This is a genomic window from Azotobacter armeniacus, assembly GCF_054779355.1.
This window is the reverse complement of sequence record NZ_BAAGYK010000029.1, coordinates 44,959-58,377: the sequence shown is the minus strand read 5'-3', so window position 1 is coordinate 58,377 and position 13,419 is coordinate 44,959. Positions and strand designations below refer to the sequence as shown.

11 protein-coding genes and 2 tRNA genes are annotated in these 13,419 nt (G+C 68.2%); 2 read left to right on the top strand and 11 right to left on the bottom strand.

Translation table 11 applies throughout. The features are described 5' to 3' along the window. The first annotated feature begins 42 nt into the window (after nt 1–42). Both cptA and ACYVD0_RS06290 read left to right on the top strand, forming a co-directional pair. The gene (gene cptA / locus ACYVD0_RS06295; protein WP_460426022.1) at nt 43–1,812 is read left to right on the top strand and encodes a phosphoethanolamine transferase CptA; all 1,770 of its coding nucleotides are present in this window, start codon (nt 43–45) and stop codon (nt 1,810–1,812) included. A gap of 202 nt (nt 1,813–2,014) precedes the next feature. Beyond that, complete coding sequence (locus tag ACYVD0_RS06290) at nt 2,015–3,766, top strand: ATP-grasp domain-containing protein (RefSeq protein ID WP_460426021.1); 1,752 nt, start codon at nt 2,015–2,017, stop codon at nt 3,764–3,766. Nucleotides 3,767–3,832: 66 nt separating this feature from the next. On the opposite strand, the gene ACYVD0_RS06285 is transcribed toward ACYVD0_RS06290, so the two are convergent. The 11 genes from ACYVD0_RS06285 to ACYVD0_RS06235 form a co-directional block, all read right to left on the bottom strand. Beyond that, nucleotides 3,833–4,396: a HupE/UreJ family protein gene (locus ACYVD0_RS06285; protein WP_460426020.1), complete on the bottom strand. Its 564-nt coding sequence runs from the start codon at nt 4,394–4,396 to the stop codon at nt 3,833–3,835. 37 nt (nt 4,397–4,433) lie between these two features. Continuing rightward, nucleotides 4,434–4,655: a carbon monoxide dehydrogenase gene (locus ACYVD0_RS06280; protein WP_460426019.1), complete on the bottom strand. Its 222-nt coding sequence runs from the start codon at nt 4,653–4,655 to the stop codon at nt 4,434–4,436. A 13-nt stretch (nt 4,656–4,668) separates the two neighbouring features. Continuing rightward, nucleotides 4,669–5,469 (bottom strand): ATP-binding protein, encoded by an 801-nt coding sequence (locus tag ACYVD0_RS06275; protein WP_460426018.1) that lies wholly within the window; start codon nt 5,467–5,469, stop codon nt 4,669–4,671. Then, nucleotides 5,460–6,692 (bottom strand): NAD(P)/FAD-dependent oxidoreductase, encoded by a 1,233-nt coding sequence (locus tag ACYVD0_RS06270; protein ID WP_460426017.1) that lies wholly within the window; start codon nt 6,690–6,692, stop codon nt 5,460–5,462. The genes ACYVD0_RS06275 and ACYVD0_RS06270 overlap by 10 nt, the downstream gene beginning before the upstream one ends. A 10-nt stretch (nt 6,693–6,702) precedes the next feature. Continuing rightward, nucleotides 6,703–8,601: an anaerobic carbon-monoxide dehydrogenase catalytic subunit gene (gene cooS, locus ACYVD0_RS06265; RefSeq protein ID WP_460426016.1), complete on the bottom strand. Its 1,899-nt coding sequence runs from the start codon at nt 8,599–8,601 to the stop codon at nt 6,703–6,705. Between the two features lies 1 nt (nt 8,602). Then, nucleotides 8,603–9,163, bottom strand: a complete 561-nt coding sequence (locus ACYVD0_RS06260) for a 4Fe-4S dicluster domain-containing protein (protein WP_460426015.1) — start codon at nt 9,161–9,163, stop codon at nt 8,603–8,605. A gap of 332 nt (nt 9,164–9,495) precedes the next feature. Continuing rightward, a tRNA-Phe gene (locus tag ACYVD0_RS06255) sits at nt 9,496–9,571 on the bottom strand. A 40-nt stretch (nt 9,572–9,611) separates the two neighbouring features. Continuing rightward, nucleotides 9,612–9,687, bottom strand: a tRNA-Phe gene (locus ACYVD0_RS06250). Nucleotides 9,688–9,798: 111 nt separating this feature from the next. After that, complete coding sequence (locus ACYVD0_RS06245; protein WP_460426014.1) at nt 9,799–10,071, bottom strand: Fe(2+)-trafficking protein; 273 nt, start codon at nt 10,069–10,071, stop codon at nt 9,799–9,801. Next, entirely contained in the window at nt 10,068–11,156 is a 1,089-nt protein-coding gene (gene mutY, locus ACYVD0_RS06240; RefSeq protein ID WP_460426013.1) for an A/G-specific adenine glycosylase, read from the bottom strand. The genes ACYVD0_RS06245 and mutY overlap by 4 nt, the downstream gene beginning before the upstream one ends. Then, a complete protein-coding gene (locus tag ACYVD0_RS06235) occupies nt 11,153–13,390 on the bottom strand; it encodes an AsmA family protein (protein WP_460426012.1) in 2,238 nt (745 codons plus the stop codon). The genes mutY and ACYVD0_RS06235 overlap by 4 nt, the downstream gene beginning before the upstream one ends. Between the last annotated feature and the right edge of the window lie 29 nt (nt 13,391–13,419).

Genomic DNA, 13,419 nt, shown 5'->3' with positions numbered 1-13,419 from the left:
CCGGGGCAAGCCCGGTATGAGCACGCAGCAACCGAGGAACTCATGGCAACGACGAAATCTCCACTCGCCGGGCGTAGGGGGACCGACTGGGCCGGGCTTGGCTGGATGTTTTTGTTTTTCTGGTATTTTTCCGGCGTTACCCAGGCGCTGCTCTGGGCGTCGGGCGTCGCCGGGTCCACCGGTTCCCGCCAGGCCCTTCTGGCCAGCATCCTGTGGCTGGTACCGCTGCTGCTGTTTCCTGGCCGGACGAAGCTGCTCGCGGGCGTGATCGGCGCCATACTCTGGCTGTGCTCCTTGTCCGGCTTCGGCTACTTCCTGGTGTACGGCCAGGAATTCTCGCAGAGCGTCATCTTCATCATGTTCGAGTCGAACATGAACGAGGCGAGCGAGTACCTGGGCCACTATTTCTCCTGGTCGATCGTGCTGGCTGTCGTCGCCTACGGCTTGGGCGGCTGGCTGCTGTGGCGCAAGGTGCGTCCGGTCTATCTGCCGCGCCGGGCCGCGCTCGTCGTCAGCCTGCTGCTGTTCACCACCTCGGTCGGCTATCAGGGGGTGCGCCAGTTCTTCAGGCACGAGAAATTCCAGGCAGCAGTAGATGGCTTCGAGAAGCGCATCGAGGCGGCCTCGCCCTGGCAACTGGTGGTTGGCTATCGCCAGTACCTCCGGCAGTTGGCGAACATGGAGGGCCTGCTGGCCAGCCGCGAGCAGATTCCGCCGCTGAAGAACCTGGTCGATGCCCATGCCGGGCAGCCCTCGACCCTGGTGCTGGTCATCGGCGAGTCGACCAACCGCCAGCGTCTGAGCCTCTACGGCTATTCGCGGCCGACCACGCCCAACCTCGACAAGCTGCGCGGCGAGCTGCAGGTGTTCGACAATGTGGTCACCCCGCGCCCCTACACCATCGAGGCACTGCAGCAGGTGCTGACTTTCGCCGACCAGGAGAACCCAGAGCTGTACCTGACCACGCCCTCGCTGGTCAGCGTGATGAAGCAGGCCGGCTACAAGACCTACTGGATCACCAACCAGCAGACCATCACCAAGCGCAACACCATGCTCACCACCTTCTCCAAGCAGGCGGACGAGCAGTTCTACCTGAACAACAACCGCGACCAGAACGCCCGCCAGTATGACGGCAGCGTGCTCGAGCCGTTCGCCCAGGTGCTGGCCGACGACGCACCGCGCAAGTTCGTGATGGTGCACCTGCTGGGCACCCACATGCGCTACCAGTACCGCTATCCGGCAGAGTTCGAGCGCTTCACCGACCGCACCGGCGTGCCCACCAGCGTCACCGAGGACCAGCTGCCGACCTACAACAGCTACGACAATGCCGTGCTGTACAACGATTACGTGGTCTCCTCGCTGCTCGAGCGTTTCCGCGCCACTGATCCCAACGGCTTCCTGCTGTATCTGGCCGATCATGGCGAGGCGGTGTTCGACGCGCCCGACCCCGAGGTGCTCGGCCGCAACGAGGGCGCGCCGACCAGCCCGATGTACACCGTGCCCTTCATCCTGTGGAGCTCGCCGAAGTGGCAGGCGCAGCAGCAGCGCGACTTCTCGCCCGTGCTGAACCGCCCCTACAGCAGCTCGCACTTCATCCACACCTGGGCGGACCTGGCCGGCCTGCGCTTCGACGAGTTCGACTCGAGCAAGAGCCTGGTGAGCGCCGATTTCCGCAAGCGTCCGCTGCTGATCGGCGATCCGGAGCAGCCCAAGGGCCTGATCGACTTCAGCCTGATCAAGCCCAAGAAATCCGCGGATTCGAGCACCGAGTTCGTCCGGCAGGAGCGGGAGGCCAAGGAGCGGCCGCTGTAGCTCCTGCCGTCCTGTCCGTCTTCGCCCGGAGGCGGGCAGGGCGGACGGCCCCCGCTTCGCCGCTTTCCGTTTACGCCGGGTTCGCCCGGCGTTTTCGTGTCCGGCCACCGCGTTTCGGTTGCGCCGGATCGCCGTGGTCGTCCGCGCCCGCTGGCTATGCTGGTGTCCAGAGCGTCCGGCACGGCGCGGAAAGGGAGGAAGTATGGGCGACGAACATTCCGGCTGCGGCCGGGCGACCGAGCCTGCCGCTGGCGCCGGCCTTCTCCGCCAGGCCTGCGGGACTACGGTCGATGCGCTGAACGATGCCTGTTTCTGCATCAGTCTCGATCACCGGGCCCTCGACACGGCCCTCGCAACCGAGCTTGGCGATCCGCGGCTCGTGGCGCTGTTGCGCGAGCGCTGCCCGCATGTCTTCGCCGAATACCCCGTGTTCGTGGCGCCGGCGCAGCTGCACCGCATCGAGGCGGTGGTCAGGGCAGTGGAGCAGGTGGTGGCGTTGCCGGCGTGGCGCGAGCAGGCGCTGTCGGCAGCGCCGGCCATCGCCCGCCACGACGTGCGCGAGGTCAGGGGCGTGTTCTTCGGCTATGACTTCCACGTCGAGGGCGACACGCTCGGTCTCATCGAAATCAACACCAATGCCGGCGGGGCCATGCTCAACGCGCTGCTGGCGCGGGCGCAGCGCGTCTGCTGCGAGGGCGTCGCGCCGCTGCTGCCGAGCCGCGAAGGCGTGGAAGGCTTCGAGCGGGCCATGCTGGAGATGTTCCGGCGCGAATGGCGCGCGGCGGGCCGGCAGGCGCCGCTGCGCCGTGTGGCGATCGTCGACGAGGCGCCGGAGCGCCAGTACCTGTATCCGGAATTCCTGCTGTTCCGGCACCTGCTCGGTGGGCACGGCATCGAGACCCTGATCGCCGACCCGGCGGAGTTCATCTTGCGCGACGGCGCGCTGTTTCTCGGCGAGCAGGCCATCGACCTGGTGTACAACCGCCTGACCGATTTCTATCTGCAGGGCGACGATTGCCGGGCCATGCGCGAGGCCTATCTGAGCGATGCCGTGGTGCTGACGCCGCATCCGCAGGCGCATGCCCTCTACGCCGACAAGCGGCGCCTGGCCGATCTGAGCGATCCCGAGGTGCTGGCGCGCCTGGGCGTCGCGCAGGAGACGCAGGCGATCCTGCTGCGCGACGTGCCGCGTACGCGGCTGGTGCGGGCCGAAGATGCCGAGCGCCTGTGGGCCGAGCGGCGCGGGCTGTTCTTCAAGCCGGTCAGCGGCTTCGGCAGCCGTGGCGCCTACCGCGGCGACAAGCTCACCAGACGCGTCTGGCAGGACATCCTGGGTGGCGTCTATGTCGCCCAGGCGCTCGTGGCGCCGGGCGAGCGGCGTACCGCGGCGGGCCGCCCGATGAAATACGACCTGCGCGCCTACGTCTACGACGGGCAGATCCAATGGCTGGCCGCGCGCGTCTACCAGGGGCAGACCACCAACTTCCGCACCGAGGGCGGCGGCTTCGCGCCGGTGTTCACCCTGAGCGAACCCGGCCGGGGCGGCACGCCGGAGCCGGCTGAGTACCGGTCCCATACCTTCCTGCTGGACGAGGCCGGGGAGATCCATTCCCTGCCGCACCCGCTCTATGTGGCGCTGGTGCACGCCGAGTCCGCGCTGCCCGCGCTGGCCGGCAGACGCTTCCGGCTCGCCGACTGGTATGTGCGCCTGCGGGACGGCGTCGCCGAGCAGCTGCTGAACGAGTGGTACGGCTGGGTGGAGATAGATGCCGACGGCCGCTTCCGTCCGGCACCGGCCGCGGGCAATGGCGAAGCCGCCGGCGCCGTCGACGCGAGCGCGCTGCCGACGGCCGAGGAGCGCGAGCGCATGGCAACGCTGGTCTTCGGGCGGGGGAGCGGAAATGCCGGCGCTCCCGGAACGCGGGAGCTGCACGGCGAGCCCCGGGGCGTCTGAGCCGGTCGGAAAGCAAAAAGGCCCACCGCACGGGTGAGCCTTTTCGTCAGGGCGCGGGCCTGGCGCTCAGATCATCATCAGCGCGCCGCTGGCGGCGATGAGCGCGCCGGCGCCGCGGGCCAGCAGGGGCAGGCGCCGCTGCACGGCAGTGGCGAGCAGGCCGCCGCCCAGGTGCAGGGCCAGGCTGGCGGCGAGGAAACCGGCGGCGAAGGCGGCCAGGCTGCCGCTGGCTTCGGCGCCGTGGGCGTGGCCGTGGAACAGGGCGAAGACGCCGGCCAGGGCCAGCGAGACGGCGGCCGGCAGGCGCGCGGCGGAGGCGATCAGCAGGCCGAGCAGCAGCACCGAGAGGGCGATGCCGGTTTCCACCTGCGGCAGGCCGCTGCCGCTGACGCCCAGCAGGAAGCCGCCCAGCAGGGCGGCGAGGAAGGCCCCCGGCATGGCGAATTTCAGGGCGCGCGGCTGCAGGGTGGCCCAGATGCCGATGGCCAGCATCGCCAGCAGGTGGTCGGCGCCGCCGAAGGGGTGCAGCAGGCCGGCGACCAGGCCGTTGCCGTCATGCCCGGGATGGGCGAAGGCGGCGCCGGGCAGCAGGGGCAGGGCGAGCAGGGGCAGCAGGTGACGTATTTTCATGTCGGGGACTCCTGAGGCGGGTATCCGGGCGCGCAGCTCAATGCTGCCCGTCGGCGGGGCGTTTCGACCCCGGCAGGTTGGAATGGGAATGGTGGTGAACGGCTCCCGGTGCATGGGGCGCCAGGTGGAAGTGGACATGGCTGTGCACCGTGCCGTCGGCATGGATGTGCTCATGCTCGTGCTCGAAGGCCTGTCCCGGCGCAGCATGGACATGGCCGCTGGACGGGGACGCCGTGCCGCAATTGCAATTCTCGCACATGCTCGTTTGCTCCTTATGCAGGTTCGCCGGATCGGGCCAGGCGCTCGATGGCTTCGGCAATCGAGGCGACTTCCCGGGCCAGCTCGGGCGACAGTTCGTAGAGCGGTGCGCCGGAACGGTCGGCGGCCATCGCCGCCGGGGTCATCTCCAGGCAGCCGGCCAGCGGCATGTTCACGGCGGCGCCCTCGAAGAACGCCCGGTCCTCCGCGCCGCCCGCCTTGTTGCCGACCAGCAGCAGTTTCTCGATGCCGATGTCGCGGGCCAGCACCTGGACCTGGCGGACGGTGCGCATACTGCGGTTGGTCGGCTCGGCCACCGCCAGCATGACGTCGACGGCTTCTGCGGTGCCCCGGCCGAGGTGCTCGACGCCGGCATAGAGGTCGAGCAGGACCACCTCGTCGCGCTCCAGCAGCACGTGTCGCACCAGTTGCTTGAGCAGGGTGCTGGCCGGGCAGATGCAGCCCGAGCCGCCCTGTTGCACGGCGCCGAGCAGCAGCAGGCGGATGTTGCCCAGGCTCGCCGAGAAGCGCTCGGGAATGTCGGAGACCCGCGGATTGAGCTTGAACATACCGCCGCTGCCGGCGCGCGGATCGCTGCCGGTACGCTCGGCGATCAGCTCGGCCATTTCGGAGATCGGCAGTAGGTCGAGCAGCGCCGATTCGGAGAAGCCCAGCGCCGGCCCCAGGCAGGGCGAGGGGTCGGCGTCGATGGCCAGGACCCGGCGGCCCTGTTTGGCGTAGTGGTGAGCGAGCAGGCCGGTCAGGGTCGTCTTGCCGACCCCGCCCTTGCCGCTGATGGCGATTTTCAGGCCCATTTGACTGCCCTCAGGGGTTCCAGGGTGTGGATGTAACCGAAACCGGGATGCGCCAGATGCGTCCCGAAGCGCTCGACGGCGGTGCCCTTCTTCATCATCTCGTGCAGCACGCCGGTGCCGTTGATCTCGCCGATCAGTTGGCCGCCGGCCACCCGGCCGTCCTTGAGCAGGACCTTGCGCAGCGCACCGGCACCGTCCTGCCAGCGCAGGCAGGTTTCGCCCGCCTGCACGCCGAACGAGGCGATGGGCAGGTCGAAGACGCGCACCACGTTGACCGCTTCCAGTCCCGGATGGCGCCGGTCGATTCCCAGCATGTTCCAGGCCGCGATCCGTCCGGTGGAGACCGCGTTCGGCCAGTTGGGCACCACCCGGTGCTTTTCCGGCGCGTCCGGGCGCTCGATGACGTCGCCGGCGGCGAAAATGCCTTCGACGCTGGTGCGCATCCGCTCGTCGACCAGGATGCCCCGGTTGCCGGCGATGCCGCTGCCGTCGAGGATCGACAGGTCGGCACGCACCCCGGCGGCGCAGATCACCAGCTCGCAGGGGATCTCGACTCCAGCGGCCAGCACGCCGCGCACGCCGTCGTCGTCTTCGAGGATGCGCTCGGCGCCGCAGCCGGTGCGCACCTGCACGCCGTGCGCGACCAGCCGCTGCTCGACGAGGGCGGCCATTTCGCTGTCCAGCATGGCCGGCAGCACATGGCGCTGGGCTTCCAGCAGGGTCACCGCCAGGCCGTGGCGGACCAGCGCCTGCACCGCCTCCAGGCCGATGAAGCCGGAGCCGATGACCACCGCGCGCCGGGCGACCTCTAGGCGCTCGAGGATGCCCTCGGCATCGTCCAGGGTCTTCAGCTCGAACACCCCGCGGGTGCCGGCGAGGCCGGGCACCGGCGGGACGAAGGCCCGGGAGCCGGAGGCGATCAGCAGCCGGTCGTAGCCGACGGCTTCGTCCCCGGCCCAGACCTGGCGGGCCTGCGGATCGATCCGCTGCACCGGGCGGCCGTAGCGGATGTCGATGGCGTTGCGGGCGTAGAAGTCCGGGTCGCGCAGGAAGAGCCGCTCCTTCGGCACGCTGCCTTCCACGTATTCGGCCAGCGGGCAGGGCGAGTAGAAGGGCACGCTCTCCCGGGAGAGCATGACGATCCCGCAGGCCCGGTCCTGCTGGCGGAGGGTTTCGGCGGCGGCGATCGCCGCCGGTCCGTTGCCGATGATGACGATCTGCATGCCGCCTCCCTCAGATCCCCAGCGCCGCGCGCTTCTCGGCGATATGCGCGACCATCCAGTCGGCGGCGCCCTTGGGCTCCAGTTCCACCCGCACCACGGCGCCGGTCAGGTCCTGCAGGTCCTCGGTGAGCAGCTTGGTGACCATCGGGCCGCCGAGGATGCGCGGGGCCGGGGCGATGTGGCAGGAAACCCCAAGCGCCAGGAAGGAGCCGCCGATGGACACGGCCTTTTCCTGCACCAGCTCCGGCGCCGAACCCACGGCGGGCAGTTGGCCGACCTTGACGCCGAGGCGCTCGGCCAGCGCCACCATCAGGTCGACGATGCGCGAGTTGTCGACGCAGGCGCCCATGTGCCAGACCGGCGGCAGCGGACCGTCGAGGCCGGCGGCCTTGCCCAGTACCTCGAGCACCGCCTTGAGGCCGTCGCCGCAGTAGCGGTAGGTCGCCTCGCTGGTCATCAGGCCGTCCTGGGCGCAGATGTGCGCGGTGCAGCCGGTGGTCAGCACCAGCACGTTCTGGCGCAAGAGGTGCTTGACCATCTCCTCGGTCATGGCGTTGTCGCGGAACTTGATGCTCGAGCAGCCGACCACCCCGACGAAGCCGAAGAGGTTGCCGTTGGCCACGTTGTCGATCACCGGCTTGAGCGGGTCCTCGGCATCCAGCTTGGAGAGCAGGTCGATGATGGCTTCCACCGACAGGCCGGCCACTGCCGTGCTCTTGTGCTGGGGAATGTCCACCGGCTTGCCGCGCCGGCGGCGGAAGGCGTCGATGGCCGCCTGGACGATCTCGCGGGCGCTCTCGTCGGCGTGGTGCGGCTCGAACGGGATGTGCCGGGCGTCGGGAATGCGGACCATGGCGTCGGTGGTGATGAAGGCGGTGTCGAAGCACTTGGCCACCTGGGCCAGCTGCGGCCAGATGCACTGGATGTCCACCACCATGGCGTCGACCGCGCCGGTGGCGAGGATCAGCTCGGTCTGCGAGTTGTGCGCGGCCAGCTTGACGCCGTGGCGCATGCTCAGCTCGTTGCCGGTGCAGCACACGCCGACCACGTTGATGCGCTCGGCGCCGGTGGCGATGGCGTCGCCCTCCAGCTTCTCGGCCCACTCGAGGATCTTTTCCGAGAGCACCGGGTTGTGGCCGTGGGCGGCGAGGTTGACGCTGTTCTCCTCCAGTACGCCGACGGCGGCCTCGGTCACCGCGATCTCCGGCACGCCGAACAGGATGTCCTGCAGGTCGACGCACAGGGTCAGGCCGGTCCAGCCGTCGATCAGGCTCATCTTCAGCACCCGCAGCATCAGCGAGAGCGGATCGGCGTCGTTGCCCATCGAGGTGGCATGCATCGCCGTCTCGATCTCGTTGTGCGGGTTGGAGTACATCAGCCCCAGCTTGCTCCACAGCGCCTGTTCTTCCGCCGGAGCACGCTTGCTGACCCAGTTGTTCGGCAGCTCGTCCTGGCGGCCGAAGTCCTCCAGGGCGATGTTCACCAGATCGCGGCAGATGTCGTTGACTTCGCGGCCCTCGGTCGGCACGCCGAAGGTCTTGGCCAGAGCCATCACCTTGGACACGCCCTTGACCTGATAGGGCGCCTTGCCGTTCAGGGCGTCGCGCAGGGTCAGCAGCACATGGCGGGCATGGCCGACGTGGGAGGCGGTGCCGGCCACGGTGTCGCGCAGCAGGTTGCGGGCGACCATGGCGTCGGGGGTCAGGCCGCACACGCCGGTCTTCGGGCCGTTGCCGAACGGGTCGATGCGACACGGGCCCATGTAGCAGATGCGGCAGCAGGTGCCCAGTTCGCCGAAGCCGCACTGCGGGCTCATCACCTCCAGGCGGTCGCGGGCGGTGGCAAAGCCTTTGTCGTGGGCGACCTTGAGAAGGGCGCCCTCGATGACGGGAAGCGTGGTGTCGGCCATATCAGTTGGCTCCCTTCAAGGATCGCAGAATGTCCATGCCATTGGTTTGCGCGGGCTGCTCGCCGCAGACGGCCGCGCGGGCAGTCGCCTGTCGGCGCTGCGCCGCAAACTCTTCCGGCGTGAGATAGAGGAGGGTGCCGGTCGGGCAGGCCGCCACGCAGGCTGGCGCCTCGCCCTTGGCCGTGCGCTCGGGGCAGCGGTCGCATTTCAGCGCCTTCTTGCCGACCGGATCGGCCGTCACCCCGCCGAAGGGGCAGACGACCACGCACATCCAGCAGCCGATGCACTTGTTGGAGTCGGAAAACACCGCGTCGCTGCAGCCGTCGCGCTGCATCGCCCCGGTGGGGCAGGCGGTGATGCAGGCGGCATCGCTGCAGTGCTGGCAGCGTGAGGGGTAGCTGTAGGCGCCGACGCCTTCCACGTTGATCCGCCGCTGCGGGGGCGGTGTCTCGAGGATGGCGCCGGCCAGGGTTTTCGACTGGGAGTGTTCGATCGCGCAGGCGATTTCGCACGACTTGCAGGCGACACAATTCTCAACCACGGTGAAGATGGTTCTGGACATGCCTTCTCTCCTGTTCCGGGAGGCGCGCGAGTCTGCTCTTCGCCCGCGGATCAGTAGCAAATGTGAATTCCGAACGTAGCCTTTTCGCGTCGGCGGCCATGCCGCAGACAAGGTATTCCCAGGCACGGTAGCGGGGAGGCAGGGGCTTGTCTGTCGGCTGGCCGACACCTGGCCTCGAATCGCCATGGCTGGCGCAGGGGAAAGGGCTTTGGCGAGTGTCCGGCAGGAAGGCGGGAGGGCACCGGCGCGTCGATGCGGGCTCGGCCCGGGGATACGCGGGCCGGAAACACGAAGGCCCCCGTACACTAGGTACGGGGGCCTTCGTCGAAATATGGTGCCCAGGGACGGAATCGAACCGCCGACACGGGGATTTTCAATCCCCTGCTCTACCAACTGAGCTACCTGGGCGAAAGGGCGTTGTGACTGCGGAAGTACCACTTGAGGGAAGTGGTGCCCAGGGACGGAATCGAACCGCCGACACGGGGATTTTCAATCCCCTGCTCTACCAACTGAGCTACCTGGGCAACAACGGCCGGCATTAAACCGTTTTTCGCGCCGGAGCGTCAACATGCAGCCGGCGAAAAAATTAGTTTTTTTAAGCGGTTAGCGCGGGCATGGGGGGACCGGCCGAAGGCTCATTCCTTCGGCTGCACGTAGCCCTCGGCCTGGGCGTATTCCTCGCCGGAGAGGAACTTGTCCATCTCGCTCTGCAGGAACTTGCGGTCCTCGGCATTCATCATGTTCAGCCGGCGCTCGTTGATCAGCATGGTCTGGTGATTCTGCCACTCGTCCCAGGCCTGCTTCGATATGCTTTGGTAGATATCCTCGCCCTTGGGGCCCGGATAGGGCGGGCGATCGAGGCCGGGCAGTTCCTGTTTGTACTTGCGGCAGTGCACGGTGCGGGTCATGGGGTTCTCCTCGAAATCGGCTGGTCCGCCGGAGTCTGCAGTTCGCTCTGGGCACGCTTGAGCAGTTTCTTCACCGGGGCGGCAAGGCCCAGGCGCGGCGGAGCGGCGAGGTTATACCAGAGCCAGTCGGCCTCGGCCACGGCGGGGGTGGTGTTCTCCACCTCCACCAGCCAGGGCTCGATGGCCAACTGGAAGTGGCTGAAGGTGTGGGTCAGGCCCGGCAGCTCGCGGCGCTCGCCGAGGCGCAGAGCATGGCGGGCGGCGAGCGGGTCTAGGGCGGCGAGGTCGTCCAGCTCCGGCAGGCTCCAGAGTCCGCCCCAAAGCCCACTGGCGGGGCGCCGGTAGAGCAGGATGGCGCCGTCATGGCTGGTCAGCAGCGGCATCAGGGTGCGCTTTCGCGGCAGCTCCCGGCGTGGCCGGGGCTGCGGGTAGTCCGTCTCGCGGCCGAGCAGGTGGGCGCGGCAGCCACCCTGCAGCGGGCAGAGCAGGCAGCCCGGCCGGCTGCGGGTGCAAAGGGTGGCGCCGAGGTCCATCATCGCTTGAGTGTAGTGATTGACCCGTTCCTGCGGGGTGAAGCGCTCGGCGGCTTCCCATAGCCGTTTCGCCACCTGCGGCTCGCCGGGATGGCCGTCCTCGGCCAGGTAGCGGGCCAGCACGCGCTTGACGTTGCCGTCGAGAATCGGTGCGCGCAGGCCCATGCTCAGGCTGGCGATGGCGCCGGCGGTGGAGCGGCCGATGCCGGGCAGCTCGGCGAGCGCCTCCATCGAGCGGGGAAACTTGCCGGCGTGCTCGGCGACGACGATCCGCGCGGTCTTGTGCAGGTTGCGCGCGCGGCTGTAGTAGCCAAGTCCGGTCCACAGGTGCAGCACTTCGTCCTCGGGCGCCGCGGCCAGCGCCTCCAGTGTCGGCAGGGTGGCCATGAAGCGCTCATAGTAGCCGAGCACGGTAGCGACCTGGGTCTGCTGCAGCATGATTTCCGACACCCATACCCGATAGGGGCTGATGTCCTGCTGCCAGGGCAGATCCTTGCGGCCGTGGCGGTCGTACCAGGCGAGCACGGCGCTGCCGAACTGTTCGGGGCTCATCGGTTGAACAGCCCCTTCAGCGCGTCTTTGAGCTCCGGACTGACTTTGTCGCCGAGCTTCTCCTCAAGCTTCTGGTTGAGCTTTTCGCCGGCCAGCTTGGCGGCGATCTTACGCATCCCGTCGCGATCCAGGCGGCAGGCCTTGGCTCCCAGCTCCAGCGGACCGCGGCAGCGGATCGGCCACTCCAGGCCGACGTAGCGCTCGTTGACCTGGCAGGCGGCATCGGGCATGGCACGCCTGTCGCCTTCGATGATCACGCCGATGCGGTAGTCCATGCCGAGCACGCGCAGATCCAGATCGCCGTTGCCGTTGACCGTCAGACCGGGGATGCGCGCCTTGAGGTCGGGGTTGCTGGCGACGCCGTTGGTGAACTGCAGGCTGCCCTTGAGTTCCTCGAAGGGGGTGTCCTTGGCGCCGGGCGGGTTGTTCAGGCCCTTGCGGTTGAGGGTGGCGATGGCCAGGCAGAGCTGCTGTTCGAGGTTGGCGTCGGGGAGTACGCCGTCGTGGAGGGCGAAGCTGGCCGTGCCGTTGAGCCCCTCGATCCAGGCCTTCTGGCTGTTGCCGCGGGTTTCCAGGTCGGCCTTCAGGTCGAGCAGGCCCTTGACCGGCGGCTCTTCCTTGCCCTCAGTCTTGATGAATTTCTCCACCGGTATCCGGTTGAGGCGCTTCTGCACGTTCAACAGGGGAACGGACGGACGGGCGTCGAGACGGGCCTGCGATTCGAAGCTGCCGCCGAAGAGTTCGCCGCGCAGGCTCTGCAGGGTTAGCAGGCCGTCCTTGGCCCCAGCCTGCAGATGGGCATTGCCGATTGGCAGCCGGTCGAGGGTCAGCTGGCCGACATCAAGGCTGGCCTGCAGGTCCAGCTTGCGCAGGGTGTCGACCGGCAACACGGCTTCTTCGCTCCAGGCCTGCTGGGTGGGAGCGGTGGGCAGCGGGGTGTCGCTGTTCTGGATTGCTGCGGCCACGGCACCCTTGACCTCCGCCTGGCGCGCGGCGCCGGCGGCTTCTTTCTTGTCGCTCTTCGGTGCCAGGTAGCGGTCGATGTCCAGCTTGTCGCCCTTGAGCTGCACGCGCAGGGCCTGGCGGGCGAAGTCGGCGACGGCGATGCGGCCGGTGAACTGGCTGTCATCCAGCTTCAGATCGAGCTTCTCGAAGGCCATGGTGGTCGGCGTGCCGCTCAGCTGGGTGCTCAGCTCGAGGCGGGACAGGCTGCCGGCGTCGGCCATCGCCGGCAGTTCCTGGCCGATGCCGGCGAGGAATTCGCGCGGGTTGAACTGGGCGATGGACAGGCCGCCGCTCAGCTGTGGGGTCTTGTCCAGCTCGCGCACCTTCAGCTCGCCGATGGCGCGCAGCTGGTTGGCAGTGAGTTTCAAGCCGTTCCATTCGGCCACCTGGGTGGCCAGGTCGGCGAGCAGCTCGCCCTGGGCGGCGAAGTTCAGGGTCTTGCCCTTGAGCGGTTCGCCCGAGGCCTCGCCGGACAGCCGGGCGTTGCCCAGCTGGAAGCGCTTGAAGTCGGGATCGAAGCGCAACACGCCCTCGAGGTTGGTGCGTGCGCGCAGGACCGGTTGGTTGCTGCCGAAGAAGGCGGTCAGCTTGAGGGGGATGTCGCTGTCCGCGCGGATCGCGCCGCTATTGAGCTGGATGCTTTCGGCGCTGAATTTCTGCCCGCTGCGCTCGTCCAGATAGTCCACCCGGGCGTTGTTCAGCGTCAGGCTGTCGATGTCCAGGCGCAGCGCCCGGGCGGCCCCGTCGGCCGGTGTGGCGGGCACTTCAGCCGGCGGAGCGGTTTTCTCGGCAGCTACCTTCGGCTGTTGGGCTTGCTCGGCCTGGGCGGGGCGGCCGATGTCTTCCCAGTTGCCGTGGCCCTGTTTGTCGCGGCGCAGGTGCAGATTGAGACCGTCGATGCGGATGTCGCTCATCTGGATTTCACGACGCAACAATGGCAGCACCCGCACCGACAGGCCGATCATCTCCAGGTCGGCGAGGGGCTGGTCGGGGGTGCGGGCGCTGGCCACGCTGGTCTGCTGCAACTGCAGGCCGAGCCAGGGGAACAGGCTCCAACCAATGTCGCCGTTCAGGGTCAGTTCCAGATTGGTCTTGTCGCGAGCGAGCTGGCGGATTTCATCCTTGTAGTCGTTGGGGTCGAACAGCTGGGTGAGGGCGAAGCCAAGGGCGACGACGATCAGCAGCAGCCCGAGGACGAGCAGGCCAAGGATTTTGCCGAGCGTTTTCATGGGCGGAGTCCTTGTTGGATTTTCGCGGT